Source organism: Desulfosarcina cetonica JCM 12296 (assembly GCF_001311845.1).
Taxonomy (GTDB): Bacteria; Desulfobacterota; Desulfobacteria; order Desulfobacterales; family Desulfosarcinaceae; genus Desulfosarcina; species Desulfosarcina cetonica.
On the sequence record NZ_BBCC01000134.1, the window covers coordinates 1 to 18,018 of the forward strand.

Consider the following 18,018-nt stretch of genomic DNA (forward strand, 5'->3'; position numbering starts at 1 on the left):
GATCAATCAATGTTTTTATGAAATCGAAACCGTGGCTTGCCAAGCCCAATTATCACATGTCAGTTTCAAAAGGATCACCAAGGCCTGGAAGGTCGTTGTGGACATGATCGCCACCATGGCGTTTTTCTTTCTCACGATTCAAGCAAAAATCGAAGCCCTTGGCTTGATCCCCTCAGTGGAGACGGCCGTATTGGAGATGCTAATTCCGGCGCTTTATATTCGCCGAGCCGCCGGCAAAGCCAAGAGCGCCGATGTTCGCCATCGTTTGCGAACCCGATCTGATGAACTGCTCAATCGGCTAAATGGTGGCAATACCCCGTTTGCAGGGCTTAGTGAAGATGAACGAGTGGTTATTGAACGCGTTGCGCAAGAATGCGCGGGACTGTTTCAACGTTCCAGTTCGTGTGTAGAGGGCCGCAACGGCCAGTTGTCTCTTCGGCATCACGGGTTGCATCGTCTGAGTGACAGGAAGCTGTCCGCGCTTACCGCGGTTCATAATTTTTTCATCAAACGCCGGGATGGCACAACTGCAGCGCAACGCTTCTTTGGCACAAAGCCAAGAGAATTGTTTTCGTTTCTTTTGGAAACGGTGGATCTTCCGGGAAGGCCAGCAAAGAAGCGACATGCGCCGAAAGAAAAAATGCCTCTCATTGTTTGCGCTTAGGCAAGTGGCCGAAACGATGATCAAGGCCATAATTCGGAATATTTACTAAAACGTGTTTTATTGTTGGTGAATTATGTCATTTAATTGCAGATATTTATGGATCGCTTGGGAAAGGCAAAGAAGGACTATCGTTCTCGCAAATGAATTAAATTCAGATCTATATCTATATGATAAAGTACACAAGAACTGGCTCTGTAGATACCTTTTTGCAGTGTTGTTTACAATTAAAAATATAATTAGAAAAAGACCTAAATTAATTATTTGCCAAAATCCATCAATTATATTGGCCTTTTTTTTATGTACCTTGAAGATGGTGTCATCGTTTAAACTAGTAATTGATAGGCATTCAAACTTTATGTTTAACCAGCCTATGTCTCTTAAAAAGAAAATTTTTTATTTATTAAGTGATTTTACAATTAGAAAGGCTGATCTAACAATAGTAACAAATTTATCTATTCTAGAAAAATATATTGTTCCATCAGGTGGTATAGGAATTATACTTCCAGATAAAATCCCTCATTTAAATGGAAAAAAATGTAGATGCATTGATAAAAATAAAAATAATGTTCTATTCATAACTTCTTTTGGTAGGGATGAACCGATTGAAGAATTTTTAAAGGCCATAAAAGATATCGACAAAAATTTCTTTTTTTATATTTCTGGTAACTATAAAAAATACAGTAAATATATCACAAGAGAAGGGTTAAATTATAAATTTACAGGATTTTTAAAAGATGAAGATTTCATATCATTATTAAGTAGTATTGATGCCGTAATGGTTTTGACTAAACATGAAAATACATTGACGTGTGGCGCTTACGAAGCTCTTTCTTTTGGCAAGCCAATGATTCTATCTGAGACCAATACTATAAAGAGTTATTTTAACAAAGGAGCAGTGTATACTAACAATTCACCAAGGTCTATTAGAAGTTGTGTTAATGAATTGTTTAAGGATTTCGAAAACTTGTCGAAACAGGCTATTATTCTTAGGAAAGAAATTGATAAAGAGTGGAATAGTAAGTTCATTAGTTTCCGAAAATGTATTGTTGAATTATCAAAATAAATTCTACTTAATCCAAATTTGATGAACCGGTAAAAAAAGAGACGGTTTCGGAAAAAAGGACAGGCTTTTAAGTGAAAACTCTGCTCTAATAGACGCAGTAACGATTCGTTAACCAAGGAGAGCAGACAATGAAACGACCCAGACGGAATCACGCAGCAACCTTCAAAGCCAAGGTGGCGACAACAGCCTTACGGGGCGACCAGACCCTATCGGAGTTGGCTCAACAGTTCGATGTCCACCCGAACCAGATCGTGCAGTGGAAGACCCAACTGCAAGAGCACGCCAAGGATCTGTTCGCTACGAGACCTTTGAAAAACAGGCCACATTTCCGATTTTCTACTTTACGATGATTTTTTTCAAAAAATTCAGCGAGCCCAGCAAAAAAAAATTGAGAGGAACTGGTCGATTGAGTCGACTAATATCTCATTTTGAGCCGCATGGTACCCATGACCGCTGTAATTCCCGAGGCCGGAGGACCTTCACCGGTCCTGATCTAGGCTTTTATCCCACTGCTTTTGGAATGATTTTCATTCCCTTGTACACATTGAAGACAGCCTAAACCAGGCATCCAGGTTGTTCTTCAAGATGGTTGTAAATCGAGCCCGTTTGGCTTGGTCATGAAGATGACTGATTCCAAAATACTGTTCGACAATGTAGCGCACTTTGGAGATCGTTTTGTTGCGCTCAATTTCCCGTTCTGTGAGCTTGGCCGTGGTCGAGTCTTTGCGCATGATACCATCGGCGATTTTGTTGACTGATAGGAAATTGCGGTTGGGAAGGCCGGCGTAGCCTTTGTCGGCATAGACGATTTTGATCGATTTATTGGTATGGCGACTGAAAATCGTACAATATTGGAGGAAACTGGTGTCATGAACCGAGGCCGGGCTGTGGATCGTGGCCAGGATAAAGCCGTGCTTGGCATCCACGGCTGCGTGCTCCTTGAGGCCGAAGTGGGGCACCTCGTTTTTGATGGTCCAGTCGCTTTCCAGATCACGCGAGAATTTCAGCGGCTTGCCATTTTTATCCTTTTGACCTTCTTCAGTATCGCGCTGCGCACGTTTCTTTTTCAAATCATCATTGCTCATGGGTCGCTGGCCGACTCTACCAGGCGGGCATCCACGGCCACGCCTTCGTTAATGGAAAGCCCCTTGGCTTCGAACTGGCGCAGGATCTCGGAATTTTACCCTGTTAATTCGCTTCAGCTATAATGTACTACACTTACGTTTTACATAGCTTGAAAGATCGTAAATTCTACATAGGTTTTACTCAGGATCTGAAGCGACGATTTGAAGAGCACGAAAAAGGATTTGTCGAATCAACGAAACATAGACGACCACTAAAGCTGATATATTATGAGGCCTGTCTTGATAGATCTGATGCAACACATCGGGAAAAATATTTCAAGACACATCATGGGAAAATGTATCTTGGGAAAAGGCTCAAATCGTATTTAACAGGGTGAATCTGTTCCATGGCGGCCTTGCTGAGCCGACTGCGGAAGCGTGAGAAGGTGGAATGGTCAGGGGAGGGTTTACTGAAGGACAACCCCAGAAATTTCTTGAAGGACAACCTGTCGTTGATCTGATTCTCCAATTCCGGATCAGATTGGATTCGAAACCATTTTTGCAGGAGCAGGCATTTGAACAAGAGGATGGGTGGATAGGCTTTGGCGCCTTCCGGGCTAGTGCAGACCGTATAATGCTGCATAAGGACGGCTTCAACACGGTGCCAGTCGATGGAGGCCGAGATTTTTTCCATCAGTTTGACACTGCGGTTGGCTTCCAGCGAGCTGGAGAGTGCGAAATCGGCGAAATCCAGGCTGCGACTGATCTTTTTAAATCCCATGTAATCCTCCGAACCGGTTGATTATATGGGAGAAACTAACACGATTTGTAGTAAATATCAATGAAAATCAAGTGGTTGAGTCGCATTCTGAGTGATTATTTTTGGACTTTGGCGGCGATAGCGACTGGAGATGCTGAAAATCAAACCTGAGTTGTGCAAAGGTCTCAGGTTGATTGTCTATATCGAGGCCGGCTTTCTGAAACCGGATAATAATGTTGCCGAAAATGCCATTCGCCCATTCGTATTGGGTCGCAAGAACTGGCTGTTTGCCGGCGGACCGAACGGCGCCGAGGCCAGCGCCACATTCTTTAGCCTGATCGAAACGGCCAAGGCCAATGATCTTGAGCCTTATGCCTACCTGCGTTACCTGTTCACCAAAATCCCTTCAGCCCAAAATGAAGCCGATTTTCTCGATCTGCTTCCCAATAGAATCGACAAGGCCATCATCGACGCTGCCGCAACGCGTGTGGTTGAGTAGACGCTTACCGATCAATACCATCGTTTGGCTGCGTGATTTTTTTTACGGGCTCATCAAGTTTATTCCCCGGTTCTCTATAAAGCCCCAGTGATATCGGCTGTGACCGTATCTGTCAAACGCGCATACTTTCGTGACCCCCATATCCAACAGGTGTGCGGCATCGCTAGTGCGCCAAGCGCAGCTTGGTGCTTCTTTGGGCGACGGAAAGCAATTTTCGTTCTTTTTTTTGCACATCTGTACTTTTCTGTCTAAATGTATTCCATGTGATTATAGGTGGTACGCCAAATTTGTTATGGTTTTATTGCGAGAAATTATATTTACACAGCACTCAAAAGGTCGAATGCAAAATATGCGTATATAGTTCAGATAAAATACTATGTTAAAAAAATAAGTTAGTTAAGTATCCAAGACAAGATATTGAATGGTAAAGGGTAACTGGTGATAAAAAAATGATCAGTCATAAATTCTATGAACGGTTGTTTATATTTGTTGGGTGGTATGTAGATTGCATAAATAGCTCGTAGACGAATACAATTATAGTAGCGTTTTGAAATGATCAGAGGCAAAGATACTGATGTCCATGAATAGTGAAACTATAGAACATAAAACTCGTGGACATCCTTTTTTTCTCAATTTAGGTAGTGTACTATCAAAACAGAAGGGTTATTAAAGTTGATAACCAGTTTTAAAAATAGTTAATTGATGAACATGAAAACTTTTTTTTAATTCTCTTGAAGACAACTAACTTGATTGCATCTCTAATTATAGATAATTAAGTGAATGTAAAAATCTGCGAGGAAAACATGGTTTACAAAGAATATAATATTAAAAGAATTTTTATAGCATTCGTAGCGCTTCTACTCTTTAGCAATGTGTGTCATGCAGCTCCTGTTATTTCATCAGTATCAGATACAGTTAAGAACGGTGAAATTATAAGTATAAATGGATCAAGTTTTGGTGATAAACTAAATGCAAATCCTATTCGCTATGATGACTTTGAAGGTATGACGGTAGGTGATACGCTGGATAAAGCTACAGGGTGGTGGAGCGTTGTTGAACATACCTATAAACCTATGATTTCTTCAGATAATCAACGTAACAAAGATTCTAGTAAGAATCTTAAGTGCTATTCAAAAGACTCTCAAAATTCTATTGCATACAAAAATAATATAGGTTTCGCTAATACCGGAAAGATCCTTTTTTCTACATGGGTACGCTGGGATTGGGGTAATGTTACTTATGATTCTAGATACCAGATAAAATCCTGGCGCATCCCAGCATCTGTTGCTAGTAATGGTGGTGTTACGTATCCAGATTTTGCAGCCTTCAATTGGTGGTACGATAAAAACGGCGGCTATTCAGTCCACTATGTGCAAAATCATTTAGGAGAAGACTCAGGAAGCAACACAGAATATTTTAATAGTAATGTTCTGAGGCAAGATAGATGGTATCATATTATGATTCAGGCAGATATGGGAACCCCAGGAAAGACGGATGGGAGCTGGTGGATATGGACATCATCCGCTGATTTTTCTTCTATTTATTCAAAAATAACCCAAGAGAATTGTTTGGTTATGGTAGAGGGATCAAATTTATTGGACGCGGTTAAACTAGACAATTATCTTGATGATGGAGATGGGACTTTGACTTTGTATTGGGATGATATTTATATAGATAACTCCTGGGCGCGTGTTGAAATTGGTAACGCCTCATCATACGATAATTGTACTCATAGAGAAATTCAAATTCCTACCTCATGGTCATCTGATTCTATCTCCATAAAAATAAATACTGGCTCTTTTAATAGTGGTGATGGTGTGTATCTGTTTGTTGTAGATTCAGAAGGGAATACTTCTTCCGGATACAAAATTATAATTGGAGATGATTCCGGTATAAAACCTCCTCAAAATGTAAGATTGTCTGAAAATTGAACGTTCAAAAATATAAAAATAAAGGTAAACATCCGATAGATGAATGAGTCTCCTGAAGGTTTAAAAACAATGCCATTAACTCTGGCATAATCGTGCCCAGCTAAATCGAAGGAATAATCCACTGGTATGCCAGTTGTATGAACAATGATGGCTATGCCGGTGATTAGTGCCAAGAAACAAGAAAGCTCCTACAATGAGAGCAGCCAGCTACTCAAAGTAAGGAGATTTCTATGGAATGTTTTAACAGATTAGCACATTCAATTTGGGATTGTAAGTACCACATTGTCTGGATCCCCAAGTACAGATGCAAAGAATTGTACGGAACCAAGAGACAGATCGTGGTTGATACGATCAAGCAATGGGCACGGATAAAGGGGATAGAGATCATAAAAGGCCACGCCATGCCGGATCATATTCACCTGTGCACCTCGATACCACCCAAATATTCTGTGGCTCACTCGATTGGACTATTGAAGGGTAAAAGTGCCTCGGAGGTGGTGAGCTTTGGAACAAGAAGTAGCCGAATGGTGCGATGACGGACATTTTGGGCACGGGGCTATTGTGTCAGCACAGTGGGTCTTGATGAAGAAACGATCCGAGAATACATCAGAAACCAAGAAAAAATGAACATGCTCCAAGAGGAGCCAACCCCATAACTGATTTCCACGAAACGGTAGTTGGTGTGAGACCCCCCTTGGGGGGGCCTCATGATTCCGTTATAATCAGAAAATATCTAAGAATGCACAAGACCAAGCCGAGGAAATTCTTCCTGTAATATAAACCGATCGGTTAAGTTAATGACATTGGACTTAAAAAGGTAAATCACAATAGACCTCTTTTTCACTTATACCGTCCCGTTATTTGATATGGTTCAGCAGGTTTATATGTCCAAACATCGCTAATTATGGCACAAAATCTGATTTAAATGGGGTAACACTTTATTCGGGTTTAGGGATGACGATCATCCGTTTCTGGTCCATCCACTTCCTATCCAAGACTCGCCATTGTAGGCGTTCACATTAATCCGTAAGTTTTTTGCTGATTGTTTCGATCAATTTCTCAATTTTCACAATGTATTGCGAGAGGTTTGAAAATCAGCAACCTCCTTTCATTTTAAGCGGGTTCTCAAATTTTTCGAACACAACAAGGGAAAAAAGCTGGTTGTTACTGCCAAAATCGGGTTCATTCTGTCATTCGACTGCCCAAACAGCGCCTTCGAGAGTCCATTTTCAGGCGCCTTGTCCCGGAAGTTAGGCTCCAGACGACACCGCCGCAGGGCATTATCCATGACAAGTTCAGGTAAACAAGTTACTGAATGTTCTTGATGTGCGTCGTTCTTTAAATGCATTAAGACGGAAATGATCATAACGTGATAAAAATTTTGTTAATAAATAGCGGTTCTAATGTGCTCGTGATGGTAATCAAACTGATTGTCACCTTTATAATGACGCCGATCTTTGTGACAAACCTTGGAAAATATGACTACGGCCTCTGGGAAATGATTATGTCTGTGATAGGTTACATGGGCATGCTCGATATGGGATTACGGCCAGCCATTAGCCGCTATGCAGCAAAATATGCTGCAGTTAATGATAAAAAAAACTTGAGGTTGTCTATTCTTCGACTTTGCTTTTCATGGCCGTGATAGGCATTGTGCTGTGTATTTTTTTCTGCTTGTGGGGCCTATGGTATGGCTCCGCCCTTGGGCCGGAAGGAAGTGAACCACAAAAACGCTACATCCTCTTTCTGTTGATTTTAGGAGCACAGTTAATCTTCGTGTTTCCAGGCTACGCAGCAGAAAGCTATTTGGAAGGGTTTCAGAAATACTATCTGAAAAACAATATAACCATATTTAACACTTTAGTTTCCTCGGCAATCCTTTATAAGTTTATCAACCCAGGCAATGGTTTGCTGTTGCTGGCTGGTTGCAATGCTATTGGTCTTTCTGTTAAGTATTTGGTTTTTATGTGGCTGCTTACGCGGAGTGCGTTTGGCGGGCTTAAGGTCAGCCTAAGGTCTTTTTCGTACTCCAAACTGAAGGAGATGCTGGTTTTTAGTTCCAAATCTCTTGTCCAAGGTATTTCTGCACGTATAGAAAACCGGACAGACGCTCTTGTAATCGGCTTTTTCTTAGGACCGGCGATGGTTCCGCTATACATCATCCCATGTAATCTTGTGCAATACATCAGGACTTTTGGGTGGAACCTGACCCATGCATTCATGCCTTTGTTCAGCAACCTGAGTGCACGAAACGAGCACGAGACGATTAGTTCTTTATATTTGATCGGCAGTAAATATGTGGTGGCAATCGTCACGGCGATGGCTGTGGGTGTTGGAATTGTAGGAGGGCCTTTCATTATACTTTGGATCGGCCCAGAGTTCAGGGACTATTCAGACATTATCGTGGGACTTCTGACGATTTTTATTGCTGGACCCTTTATGAATCCCTTTGGCGGCCGCTACCTGACGGCGATCGGTAAGCATGGTATCTTCGCTCGTTTGTCCCCAGTCCAAGCCCTGCTCAACCTGGGGCTGAGTCTTTCGCTAGTGGATCATTATGGTATCCTGGGCGTGGCGTTTGCCTCGACTGTGCAAGTCTTTATATTTGTACCGATCTACCTCCGGTATTCCTGTAAAAATTTAGGAATACCAGTAACTAAATATATAAATAGAAGCGTTTTGCCATCATTCTTACCTGCTGTCGTTCTAGCTTTCGTTGTGTCTATGTTCAGATATAATGGATGGTTGACAACTTATCCCATGATGCTGGTTTCGATTATCGTTTCATCTATCGCCTGGATAGTTGTTTTCTGGTTTATGGCGCTAATAAACACCGAGCGGTCTTATTTGTTGGCAAGGATGAGAGGTCGGAAGGAGTTGGGCTACCCTGGTTTCAATGAAAGATTATGATGATGCAGCTCTAATAAGTGCAGGAATTTGCTGTACACATTTTCTATACACTTTTGACAGGCCTCTGTAAGGTGACCCATTCTTGGGGCGTCTTTTAAATTGATTGCCGATTTATGCTAATTATTAAACATGTTTTACCACTGATTTCGAATTCGGTGTGACAAAAACTAGCGATTAGAACATCGAATGAGGGATGAGAGGTAGGCTGCCATGGATGTTGCAATATATTGCGATTGCGATTCAAGAGGGGGGGTTTTAAGCTACACATTGAGCCTTTCTTCCGCGCTTCTTGAGGCAGGAGTAAATATTCATATTTTTACTCATGTTCCAAAGAATTCATTTCAGGAGGCTATTGTTAGAGAAATGGAAGATAGCTGTACTAAAGTTGAACAGCTTCCGCACATAATAAATAGTTATAAAGATTCTCAGTGTCTTGCTGAAAGATTAATTCATAATAAATCTATTAATATATTTATTCCGAATTATCGTCAAGTCGCATACGGTGCTGCAGCAATAATTAGCAGAAAAAGCAACATCAAAAGTATCGGTCTGTGTCATAACGATCATAGTTCATCATATGATCAAAAAATTAGGTATTCTGCATGTCTTTCAAAAATCATATGTGCAAGTAATAAAACTGCAAACAAACTTACTGCTTTAATGCCTGAAAGAAAAGTTGATATTGTTAATATTCCACATGGAGTGCGGATTACAGAAAAATCTTGTAGACATTTTGTCGGTGGTAATATTCGTCTGATATATCATGGAAGACTAACTGAACAGCAAAAACGTATTTCACTATTAATTAAAGTGGCGTTTGGTCTTAAAGAAGCCGGTATTCCGTTTAGGCTTACCTTTATTGGTGAAGGGGAGGCAAAAGAAAAATGTTTAATGGCTGCAGAGAATCCAATTTTTGAAAATCAAATTGAGGTTATCGACAGTATGGGTTGGAACTCCCTACAGCAATACCTCCAAGAATGCCATGTTTCAGTTTCTGTCTCCGAATATGAGGGGTTTTGTTTGTCACTTGCCGAGGCTATGGGAGCAGGATTGCCTGCGATTTCCTTTAGAAGTGGAGGCGTAATTGAACAATTTGTCATTCATGAAAAAACTGGATTGTTAGTCAACCAAGAAGATATTGATGGTTTTGTGACTGCCATTGAAAGATTGCAGAGTAATCCAAAGCTATGGTCTGAACTTTCTGTAAGCGGAAGGCAATTGATTGAGTCTAAATATAGTTGGTCGGCGGTTGTAAAAAAGTATATTTCCTTATTTGAAGATGTTATGTCTTTAGATACAATCAAAAAATGGCCATTATTTCGCCCTGTTTGGATTAAACCAGGTGTGCGTACAATTGCTTCTATAAACGACAAATTGGGAAGCATCCTGGGCATGTGGAAATAGTAAAAGTTCATGGGAAAAATAGCTACTCCATCATGCCACATAATTTTGCGGATCTATAACCAATAAAAAGGCTGGCGATCACGTATAGAAAAAAGCCAGCCTGTTGTTTGGAGTGCGACGTTTCTTCTTTCCGACCGCACAACTTAGTACAGACTGTAGCAGCATGGTTCTTTAAGGCCATAGTGTGGGATATCGGGATATCGTTTTTGATGGTCCAGTCTGAATCCAGGTTTCTATTGAACTTTTTGGATTGGCCGTTTTTGTCGAGATTGCCTTGGGAGGCGCTCCGTTCTTTCCTGCGTTCATAGATTTCTTTTTTACTTGTCCGTGTCTATTTTTTGAGAAAAGTTTACACTGAAATTTCATAGAGAATCGGAAAAATTTAAATGATATTTAACTCTATTGATTTCGGTATTTTTCTACTTTGTGTATTCCTTCTTTATTGGTTCGTATGCAATAAATCTATAAAAGTACAAAATACACTCATATTAATTGCGAGCTATATTTTTTATGGATGGTGGGATTATAGGTTTTTATCTCTTATAATATTTAGCACTTTAGTTGATTATTTTGTTGGATTAGGGTTGCTAAAATATCAATCTAAAAGAAAAAGAATTATTTTATTATATATAAGTATTATAGTTAATTTAGGAACGTTAGGTTCCTTTAAATACTATAATTTCTTTCTTGAAAATTTGGTATCCTGCTATACATTTTTTGGAAGTGAAATGAGGAGAAATAGGGACAGGTACTTTATACAAATTGATTGACACCCGGAAAAATTTGAAATAGTTGTTCAAACAATATTTGCTAAGGATGATCGGCTTAGATTGGTATCGGAGGGCGTAATGCCGGATCGGGCGAAGGACTGGTTCCTGCAAGCAAAAAGAGATCTGGAGCAAGCCAGATCTTCAAAGGCGGAAGGCCGCCACGAATGGGCCTGTTTCGCAGCTCAGCAGGCTGCCGAAAAGGCGGTGAAGGCGCTTCATTTGAGCCTTTCACAAGAGGCTTGGGGCAATATTGTTGCACGTCTGCTCAAAGAATTGCCCATAGCGGTTGGGGAAGGTTTGATAGACAATACTAAAGTAAGCGTTTTCGCCTTTTTCGAAGGATAGAAAAACAACTAATTTGTTGGAATGTGCGTAAGCCCCCATCTTAAAAGGTGAAACCCTACGGGATTGCCGATCTCACCTCATCTTCGGCGTTAGCGCCGAGGCGCATAGCTGACTATAGCGCCACGGTGGCTGCCTTGAATCTGTGGCAAGATTGACAATCGTTCACATTAGTATAACGTAAAAGTGCTTGATGCCTTTTATATTCCGACCCGATATGCCAATGGTCATCCCGAGGGGGCGCCATTTGAGCACTACGGACCATTGCAAAGCACGGATGGGATCAGATATGCCAGTGAGATCATTGAATTCGCCGGTGCTCAAATGGCCGGGTCGTGACGAAGTCAAAAAAGCACTTCGGTCATGGCTTGAAGAGCAGATCGCAACGCATCCTGAAATTGTCCAGCTGGGCTATTTCGGATCGTTAGCTAAAGATTGTTTTGGCGTTGGAAGCGACCTTGACCTTATTGTTATTATAAAAGATTCTTCACTTCCCTTCGAAGAAAGAGCCACCACATGGGATTTTGATGCCTTGCCGGTACCCACCGACATCCTTTTGTATACGGTGAAAGAGTGGCAGGTCATGCGGAAAAAGGGCGGGCGATTCGTCGATATGATCGACAAGGAAGCGGTGTGGCTGTATGGCACAAAAGCTCATAGCTCAAACAGTGATCAGTGAACTCGGTAGGCATGATCAAGGGGCTGAACTGCGGGTCAAAGTAAGTACTCAGAATCCAGAAGTCAGGAGTCAGAATAGGGGGAGGGAGCCATGCCACGCGTATCCCGGATGATTATAGCGGATCAGACAGCGGTTTATCATGTGATGTCCAGAACGGCATTGGATGGTTTTCCGATCGAGTCGTTTGAAAAGGATTTTCTGCTGGACTTGATTAAACGGATGGCCGGACTGTTCTTTACAGAGGTTTACGGCTTCGCCTGATGGATAATCATTTCCACCTGCTGGTGAAGATGCTTCCTGAACACGAATTCACAGATGAGGCGGTGAAAGAACGGTTGGAAAGGTATTATGGTGAAAAACGGGCCCTGGCCTGGGAAGGTCAGATGCCGTTTGTCCGTAGCAAGCTTGCCAGCCTTTCCGAGTTCGTGCGTGAAATAAAGGTCAATTTCACCCGGTTCTACAATAAACGCCATGGCCGCCGAGGCTACTTTTGGGGCGATCGGTTTAAAAGCGTGATTGTGGAGGAGGGGGAGACGCTCATCAATTGCTTGGCCTACATCGATCTTAATCCGGTGCGTGCCGGTATCGTAGAACGTCCGGAGGATTACCGCTGGAATTCGTTGGGGTATCATATACAGACGAACAACAAGGATGGCTTTCTGTCCACCGATTTCGGGCTGAAGCAATTCAATGTAAAAAGCGATAAGGAACGGGTGCGGCTTTACCGTAAATATGTTTATGAGACTGGTGCCATTCCCCTTGCGGGCAAATCATTTACAAAGACTATCCCGGAAAAAATCGTAACCGAAGAACGAAAAAAGGAATTTGAGATCAGTCGGACGGACCGTTTTTTTTGCCGGACACGGTATTTTACGGATTCCGGGATCATTGGATCGCGGGAATTCGTGTCTGGAACCTACCAACAATTTAAACATCTTTTTCAATCCAAGCATGAGAAAAAACCCAAGTCGGTGAAGGGGTTGGATGGGGTGTTTTCGTTGAAGAGATTATCTGAAGCAATTTAGCCACGGACACACATGGACCGACACGGACAAAAATAATTTTGAATTATGGACGGATCAAAAACCTTCATTAAAAATTAAGAATTCATCATTTAAAATTGGTACCTTCACCGCTCGTTTCACATGAGACGCCGAGATCACAGATGCGGAAAATGTTTGTTGCGGGTTGTTGCCGTTGCCAGTATTCACTTTACGCGTTTCATGACGTTGTGATAGATGTGGATGTATGGAACAACTCCTAAAAAAACTAAAAGCCGTGTCACCCGCCATCTTCGAGGGGACACCGGTTCTGTTTGCGTATCTTTATGGGAGCCACGCAAAAGCGCTGTCGCATCGTTACAGCGATTTGGATATTGGAATCGTCACCGAAAAGATCTCGATCGAGGCAAGCCTGCACCTGGAACTTGCCCTGGCACTGAGTTTCGATGAACGATTGGGTCACCGGGTGCAAACCGAGGTGCGCATCCTGAATCAATTGCCCCTTACTGTCAAAGGAAGAATTCTCGGCGAAACAAAGTTAATCTATTCTATTGACGAAGAAAAGCGGGTGGCATTCGAAACCACGGTCCGAAAAGCGTATTTCGATTTCCTTCCGGTCATACAGCACTATCGCCATATTTATAGACAACGGACGATTGCGGAATCGCAACATGGTATCGGTTGAAAAGATTACCGACAAGTTCGAACAACTCGATGAGTTCCTGAGTCTTCTTAAAGAAATTGAGAAAACAGCGCTTTCATCATTTCTGAAGGACAAGCTCCTCATCGGTGGTGCCAAATATTATTTACAGGTCAGCATCGAGTGCTGTTTGGATATCACCAATCATATAATTGCCGCAGAAGGCTTTCGCGCGCCAAAGGATTATGCTGACTCATTCGAAGTTCTCGAAGAGTGCGACGTTATAGGTAAAGAACTGGCGTTGAAGCTCAGGCAAATGGCCAAGTTCAGAAACCGCCTTGTTCACCTGTATGGTGAGATTGATAACACGTATGTATATACGTTTATCCATCATGATATAAAAGATATCCTTGACTTTAAAACAGTTATTGCGAATCGGTTCCTCCGTTGAGTTTATTAAGCCACGGACACACACGAAAATTCACAGACAATTTTATTCAGCCTTTGGCTGGAAAACCAACAAACAAATTTAACAAATTGAGCCGACCAACATCGTCTATTTCTCACCGCCCACTTCGTTAGAGACGCAAAGGGCGCAGAGATTGCCAGAAACTATTGATAGTCGTGTGTGGTGGGTTGTTTGTTGGTAGCGGAGAAGAACCATACTGAATAGCGATACTGCTTTTCTTACTGCTGCCAACCTTGAGATAAACTGAAAAACAGAGAGACCCCGCGGGAATCAACGCGGGGTCTAGTTTTTTACAAGCGTAGCTATTTCATTTTCATGGTGTTAAGGTGAAATTCCTCCAACCACCGGGCCATGCCTATCTATTTGCTAAAGGTAATGGTGAGTTCAGGTCGCTTTTCCGGATCAGTGGACTCATCGGACGCGAAAAAACGATAGCTGTCTGCGCCGGCAACTGCATCGGAATTCAGCATCATTCCAAAGTTGGGGCTGGTGCCACTTACCCAATCCTGAACCATTTTTGTCACATCCCATTGCTTGTACTCGAGCGTTTGATCGAGGATTTTTAAGTCATCCGCAGGAGCGATGTCGTCCTGGGCCAGGGGGATACTGTTGTAGCATATATCGTTGGCGGTCCACCCGTTGACACCATCATAGGAATAGCCGTCCGCATAGGCAAAGTCAGGATTGAAATTTATGACTTTGTGGATCGATACATCGTATGTGGGATCGCCTCCCGCCCCAGTCTGGTAGAGACTCAGCGTTGCACTTTGGATCTTTGCGCCGCTGGGGAGACTCGATATGTCGAATTTGAGCAGGACGCATTTGCCGGAGTATTCTGTGGCCAGGTGTAGGTGTTCAACTGGCCGCTCGTTACATTTACTTCCTGATTGATATTGATGAAGGTGTCTTGCACGGTCCCCGGATAATCGGCATTTGGCCTGTTGCTGAAAGCTATGGTTTGGGGCTCGGACTTCGTGTATACCACTTCCAGCATGGGTCTGAGTTCCGGATCACTTGATTCAGTCGACGCGAAAAAGCGGTAACTGTCTGCACTGGCAATTGCATCGGAGTTGAGCAGGAGCCCATTGTTGGAAGCTGGGTCATTGACCCAATCCTGAACCATACCTGTCACGTTCCAGGCCTTGTATCCCAAGTTTTTGTCCAGGCTGATTACGTCTTGCGCAGGTGAGATATTCGACTGGGCCAGTGGAATGTTATTGTAGCACAGTTCATTGGCAGCCCAATCCTCGATCCCGTTGTAGGTATATCCATTGGCATGGGAAAAGTCAGGGCTCGAATCGATGAGTTTGTGAACGGATACATCGTATGTCTCATCACCACCGGCATCGGTTTGATAGAGTACCAATGTCGCGCTTTGAATGTGTGCATCTGCCGGTATTTGAGAAAGGTCGATTTTGACCAGTACGGCGTTCGCCGGTTTATTGGCCGGCCAGGTGTATGTGTTAAGCTGCGCACTCGCTACATTGACGCTCTGGTTGATGTTGATAAACGTATCTTGGATGGTACCAGGGAAATCGGTATTCGAGCATCGCCAAAAAACACAGTTTGCGATTCGGAATCACAAGTTAAATCAGCGCCGTCGCAGTCCTGATCGATACCGTCGCCGCAGATTTCGGCAGCGCCGGGATGGATGGTCGGGTCGCTGTCGTTGAAGTCACCCTGGTTTTCCGTGTAGCCGTCGGCATCGTTGTCAATGTCTTCCGGGCAAATCAAATCAGCGCCGTCGCAGTCCTGGTCAATGCCGTCGCCGCAGATTTCGGCAGCGCCGGGATGGATGGTCGGGTCGCTGTCGTTGAAGTCACCCTGGTTTTCCGTGTAACCGTCTGCATCGTTGTCAATGTCTTCCGGGCAAATCAAATCAGCGCCGTCGCAGTCCTGATCGATACCATCGCCGCAGATTTCGGTGGCGCCGGGATGGATGGTCGGGTCGCTGTCGTTGAAGTCGCCCTGGTTTTCCGTGTAGCCGTCGGCATCGTTGTCGATGTCCTCGGGACAAATCAGATCGGCGCCGTCGCAGTCCTGGTCGATGCCGTCACCGCAGATTTCAGTGGCGCCGGGATGGATCGTCGCGTCGTTATCGTTGCAGTCGCCATCATCAATTGTATAACCGTCGTTGTCGACATCGGTGGGAATGGAATTGGTCGTGTATACCACTTCGAGCATGGGTCTGCGAGCCGGATCACTTGATTCATTCGATGCGAAAAAGCGGTAGCTGTCCGCTCCGGCAACTGCATCCGAATTGAGCAACAATCCATAATTGGCTGCTGAATTGGCGACCCAATCCTGAACCATACCCGTCACATCCCAATCCTTATCACCGGAACTCATGTCCAGGCTGTTGATGTCTTCGGCCAACGCGATATCGGCCTGAGCCATGGGGATGCTGTTGTAACAGCTATCATTGGGTGTCCATTCGTTAAGACCATCGAAGGTATAACCATTTGCAGAACTCAGATCGGGGTCGTGGTTGATGATTTTGTGAACAGAGACATCGTAAGTGGCGTCACCTCCAGCTTCGGTTTGATAGAGAGTGAGTGTGGCGCGCTGGATTTGGGCACCGGCCGGGAGACGGGACAGGTCGAATCTGATCAGTACGGCGTTCGCCGGTTTGTTCTGCGGCCAGGTGTAGGTGTTAAGCTGATCGCCTGTTGCATAAACTTCCTGATTGATATTTATAAAGGTGTCTTGAACAGTAGCGGGGTAGTCCGTGTCCGATGCATCACCAAAAAACACGGTGTGTGTTTCAGAGCCTGGCTCGCAAATTAAATCCGCTCCGTCGCAGTCCTGATCAATGCCGTCACCGCAGACTTCAGTGGCGCCGGGATGGATGGTCGGGTCGCTGTCGTTGAAGTCGCCCTGGTTTTCCGTGTAACCGTCGGCGTCATTATCAATGTCTTCAGGGCAAGTCAGATCGGAACCGTCGCAATCCTGGTCGATGCCGTCACCACAGACTTCAACGGCACCCGGAAAAATGGTGGCGTCATTATCATTGCTGTCGCCTTGAGCGGTAGTATAACCATCACCATCGGCATCGATGTCTTCAGGGCAGAGCAGATCACTGCCATTGCAGTCCTGATCGATGCCGTCGCCGCAAATTTCGGCTGCGCCAGGATTGATTGCCGAGTTGCCGTCGTTGCAGTCGCCCTGGTCGACGGAATAGCCATCACTGTCTGCATCTATCGGGGTTGACAGGCTTGGAGTATAATTAACTTCCTCGGAATCGGCACTTTCAGCGGTTCCCGCATATGCCCTGACAACAAAATAGTAGGTGGTTCCTTCCTCAAGATTATTAATGGTGCAAATTGTATCACTGCCAGTCCATACAGGTGAATTGTAATTATAGGTGCCGCCTGCAATTCGTTGATAAACGCGATATCCATCCGGTGTGGGGACGTTAGCATCCCATTGCAAGGATACTTGTGCGGCGTGTAGCGGATGGGTGCAAAGGCAGATGAAAACAAGTAAAATGGCTTGCAGGAATAAAGATTGAAATCTCCAATAGGACCAAACCTTCATGAGCAATCCTCCGTGGTACATTATGGTTCAAGACAATCGGTGGAGCCGCAGAGGACTGCCGCCGCTTGCCTTCGGTAGCCCTGCTGCCTGATCTTTCCCTGTTTGAGAAATTTCTGGTCAGTGGCTTTGCGTCCCACTCTTACGATGTGGTTTGCGTTTATCGGGCAAGTGCGGTTTGATTTTGCACTGTCATGCTTGAGAATGCAATATTGGGACCAGTGAAGTTTCGTTTATTATTTTAATACGATATCTATTTTATTTTATAGTACATAATGTTATTTTGCC

At 43.7% G+C, this 18,018-nt stretch carries 19 protein-coding genes, 3 pseudogenes and 1 riboswitch; of the genes and pseudogenes, 16 read left to right on the top strand and 6 right to left on the bottom strand.

Features of this window, described 5'->3' with window-relative positions; translation table 11 throughout:
* From JCM12296_RS40175 to JCM12296_RS23685, 3 genes and pseudogenes are all read left to right on the top strand, one after another.
* A partial coding sequence (locus JCM12296_RS40175; RefSeq protein WP_218188248.1) for a DUF6399 domain-containing protein occupies positions 1-664 on the top strand: 664 nt, incomplete at its 5' end.
* A gap of 355 nt (positions 665-1,019) precedes the next feature.
* Entirely contained in the window at positions 1,020-1,727 is a 708-nt protein-coding gene (locus JCM12296_RS23680; RefSeq protein WP_054698662.1) for a glycosyltransferase, read from the top strand.
* A 128-nt stretch (positions 1,728-1,855) separates the two neighbouring features.
* Positions 1,856-2,023: pseudogene (locus JCM12296_RS23685) on the top strand (transposase); the annotation flags it as partial.
* A gap of 231 nt (positions 2,024-2,254) precedes the next feature.
* On the opposite strand, the gene JCM12296_RS23690 reads toward JCM12296_RS23685, so the two are convergent.
* On the bottom strand, positions 2,255-2,812 hold the full coding sequence (locus JCM12296_RS23690; RefSeq protein ID WP_054698666.1) for a transposase: 558 nt from the start codon (positions 2,810-2,812) through the stop codon (positions 2,255-2,257).
* A 122-nt stretch (positions 2,813-2,934) separates the two neighbouring features.
* Between JCM12296_RS23690 and JCM12296_RS50780 the strand changes: the two genes are divergently transcribed.
* Entirely contained in the window at positions 2,935-3,189 is a 255-nt protein-coding gene (locus JCM12296_RS50780; protein WP_083456451.1) for a GIY-YIG nuclease family protein, read from the top strand.
* Here JCM12296_RS50780 and JCM12296_RS23695 read toward each other — a convergent pair.
* Positions 3,138-3,572: a transposase gene (locus JCM12296_RS23695; RefSeq protein ID WP_054698668.1), complete on the bottom strand. Its 435-nt coding sequence runs from the start codon at positions 3,570-3,572 to the stop codon at positions 3,138-3,140. The two genes, JCM12296_RS50780 and JCM12296_RS23695, sit on opposite strands and share 52 nt — an antisense overlap.
* Before the next feature lie 166 nt (positions 3,573-3,738).
* Here JCM12296_RS23695 and JCM12296_RS23700 point away from each other — a divergent pair.
* The 9 genes and pseudogenes from JCM12296_RS23700 to JCM12296_RS42425 form a co-directional block, all read left to right on the top strand.
* A pseudogene (locus JCM12296_RS23700) lies at positions 3,739-4,050 on the top strand (transposase domain-containing protein); the annotation flags it as partial.
* An 803-nt stretch (positions 4,051-4,853) separates the two neighbouring features.
* Positions 4,854-5,981, top strand: coding sequence for a hypothetical protein (locus tag JCM12296_RS38840; RefSeq protein WP_157067843.1), 1,128 nt, complete (start codon positions 4,854-4,856; stop codon positions 5,979-5,981).
* Positions 5,982-6,211: 230 nt separating this feature from the next.
* Positions 6,212-6,637 (top strand): annotated as a pseudogene (gene tnpA, locus JCM12296_RS23705) (IS200/IS605 family transposase).
* 713 nt (positions 6,638-7,350) lie between these two features.
* Positions 7,351-7,626, top strand: a complete 276-nt coding sequence (locus JCM12296_RS42420; protein ID WP_054698672.1) for an oligosaccharide flippase family protein — start codon at positions 7,351-7,353, stop codon at positions 7,624-7,626.
* The gene (locus JCM12296_RS23715; protein ID WP_054698674.1) at positions 7,617-8,891 is read left to right on the top strand and encodes an oligosaccharide flippase family protein; all 1,275 of its coding nucleotides are present in this window, start codon (positions 7,617-7,619) and stop codon (positions 8,889-8,891) included. The genes JCM12296_RS42420 and JCM12296_RS23715 overlap by 10 nt, the downstream gene beginning before the upstream one ends.
* A 210-nt stretch (positions 8,892-9,101) precedes the next feature.
* Positions 9,102-10,295, top strand: coding sequence for a glycosyltransferase family 4 protein (locus JCM12296_RS36920; protein WP_083456452.1), 1,194 nt, complete (start codon positions 9,102-9,104; stop codon positions 10,293-10,295).
* 848 nt (positions 10,296-11,143) lie between these two features.
* Entirely contained in the window at positions 11,144-11,410 is a 267-nt protein-coding gene (locus JCM12296_RS23725; RefSeq protein WP_083456453.1) for a HEPN domain-containing protein, read from the top strand.
* Between the two features lie 244 nt (positions 11,411-11,654).
* Complete coding sequence (locus JCM12296_RS23730) at positions 11,655-12,086, top strand: nucleotidyltransferase family protein (protein ID WP_213181600.1); 432 nt, start codon at positions 11,655-11,657, stop codon at positions 12,084-12,086.
* 90 nt (positions 12,087-12,176) lie between these two features.
* Positions 12,177-12,347 (top strand): hypothetical protein, encoded by a 171-nt coding sequence (locus tag JCM12296_RS42425; protein ID WP_218188250.1) that lies wholly within the window; start codon positions 12,177-12,179, stop codon positions 12,345-12,347.
* Here the strand turns inward: JCM12296_RS42425 and JCM12296_RS42430 are convergent.
* Positions 12,332-12,559: a hypothetical protein gene (locus JCM12296_RS42430; protein ID WP_218188251.1), complete on the bottom strand. Its 228-nt coding sequence runs from the start codon at positions 12,557-12,559 to the stop codon at positions 12,332-12,334. The two genes, JCM12296_RS42425 and JCM12296_RS42430, sit on opposite strands and share 16 nt — an antisense overlap.
* A 75-nt stretch (positions 12,560-12,634) precedes the next feature.
* On the opposite strand from JCM12296_RS42430, the gene JCM12296_RS42435 reads away from it, so the two are divergent.
* The 3 genes from JCM12296_RS42435 (at position 12,635) to hepT (ending at position 14,178) form a co-directional block, all read left to right on the top strand.
* Entirely contained in the window at positions 12,635-13,111 is a 477-nt protein-coding gene (locus tag JCM12296_RS42435; RefSeq protein WP_218188252.1) for a hypothetical protein, read from the top strand.
* 223 nt (positions 13,112-13,334) lie between these two features.
* Positions 13,335-13,772 (top strand): nucleotidyltransferase domain-containing protein, encoded by a 438-nt coding sequence (locus JCM12296_RS23740; RefSeq protein ID WP_054698682.1) that lies wholly within the window; start codon positions 13,335-13,337, stop codon positions 13,770-13,772.
* Entirely contained in the window at positions 13,759-14,178 is a 420-nt protein-coding gene (hepT, locus tag JCM12296_RS23745; RefSeq protein ID WP_054698684.1) for a type VII toxin-antitoxin system HepT family RNase toxin, read from the top strand. Before JCM12296_RS23740 ends, hepT begins: the two co-directional genes overlap by 14 nt.
* A 377-nt stretch (positions 14,179-14,555) precedes the next feature.
* Here the strand turns inward: hepT and JCM12296_RS50785 are convergent, their stop codons facing one another.
* Genes JCM12296_RS50785 through JCM12296_RS41045 form a run of 3 tightly spaced genes read right to left on the bottom strand, consistent with a single transcriptional unit; the run spans position 14,556 to position 17,733 of the window.
* Entirely contained in the window at positions 14,556-15,041 is a 486-nt protein-coding gene (locus JCM12296_RS50785) for a DNRLRE domain-containing protein (RefSeq protein ID WP_422699132.1), read from the bottom strand.
* Positions 14,951-15,769, bottom strand: a complete 819-nt coding sequence (locus JCM12296_RS38845; protein WP_157067844.1) for a DNRLRE domain-containing protein — start codon at positions 15,767-15,769, stop codon at positions 14,951-14,953. The genes JCM12296_RS50785 and JCM12296_RS38845 overlap by 91 nt, the downstream gene beginning before the upstream one ends.
* Positions 15,676-17,733: a MopE-related protein gene (locus JCM12296_RS41045; protein WP_054698689.1), complete on the bottom strand. Its 2,058-nt coding sequence runs from the start codon at positions 17,731-17,733 to the stop codon at positions 15,676-15,678. The genes JCM12296_RS38845 and JCM12296_RS41045 overlap by 94 nt, the downstream gene beginning before the upstream one ends.
* A gap of 70 nt (positions 17,734-17,803) precedes the next feature.
* Positions 17,804-17,899: riboswitch (cyclic di-GMP riboswitch) on the bottom strand.
* Positions 17,900-18,018 lie beyond the last annotated feature (119 nt).

Coding starts and splice junctions, on each gene's coding strand:
- JCM12296_RS23680 (WP_054698662.1), top strand. CDS start 1,020: ATGTTTAACCAGCCTATGTCTCTTAAAAAGAAAATTTTTTATTTATTA.
- JCM12296_RS23690 (WP_054698666.1), bottom strand. CDS start 2,812: ATGAGCAATGATGATTTGAAAAAGAAACGTGCGCAGCGCGATACTGAA.
- JCM12296_RS50780 (WP_083456451.1), top strand. CDS start 2,935: ATGTACTACACTTACGTTTTACATAGCTTGAAAGATCGTAAATTCTAC.
- JCM12296_RS23695 (WP_054698668.1), bottom strand. CDS start 3,572: ATGGGATTTAAAAAGATCAGTCGCAGCCTGGATTTCGCCGATTTCGCA.
- JCM12296_RS38840 (WP_157067843.1), top strand. CDS start 4,854: ATGGTTTACAAAGAATATAATATTAAAAGAATTTTTATAGCATTCGTA.
- JCM12296_RS23715 (WP_054698674.1), top strand. CDS start 7,617: ATGGCCGTGATAGGCATTGTGCTGTGTATTTTTTTCTGCTTGTGGGGC.
- JCM12296_RS36920 (WP_083456452.1), top strand. CDS start 9,102: ATGGATGTTGCAATATATTGCGATTGCGATTCAAGAGGGGGGGTTTTA.
- JCM12296_RS23725 (WP_083456453.1), top strand. CDS start 11,144: ATGCCGGATCGGGCGAAGGACTGGTTCCTGCAAGCAAAAAGAGATCTG.
- JCM12296_RS42425 (WP_218188250.1), top strand. CDS start 12,177: ATGCCACGCGTATCCCGGATGATTATAGCGGATCAGACAGCGGTTTAT.
- JCM12296_RS42430 (WP_218188251.1), bottom strand. CDS start 12,559: ATGGCGTTTATTGTAGAACCGGGTGAAATTGACCTTTATTTCACGCAC.
- JCM12296_RS23740 (WP_054698682.1), top strand. CDS start 13,335: ATGGAACAACTCCTAAAAAAACTAAAAGCCGTGTCACCCGCCATCTTC.
- hepT (WP_054698684.1), top strand. CDS start 13,759: ATGGTATCGGTTGAAAAGATTACCGACAAGTTCGAACAACTCGATGAG.
- JCM12296_RS41045 (WP_054698689.1), bottom strand. CDS start 17,733: ATGAAGGTTTGGTCCTATTGGAGATTTCAATCTTTATTCCTGCAAGCC.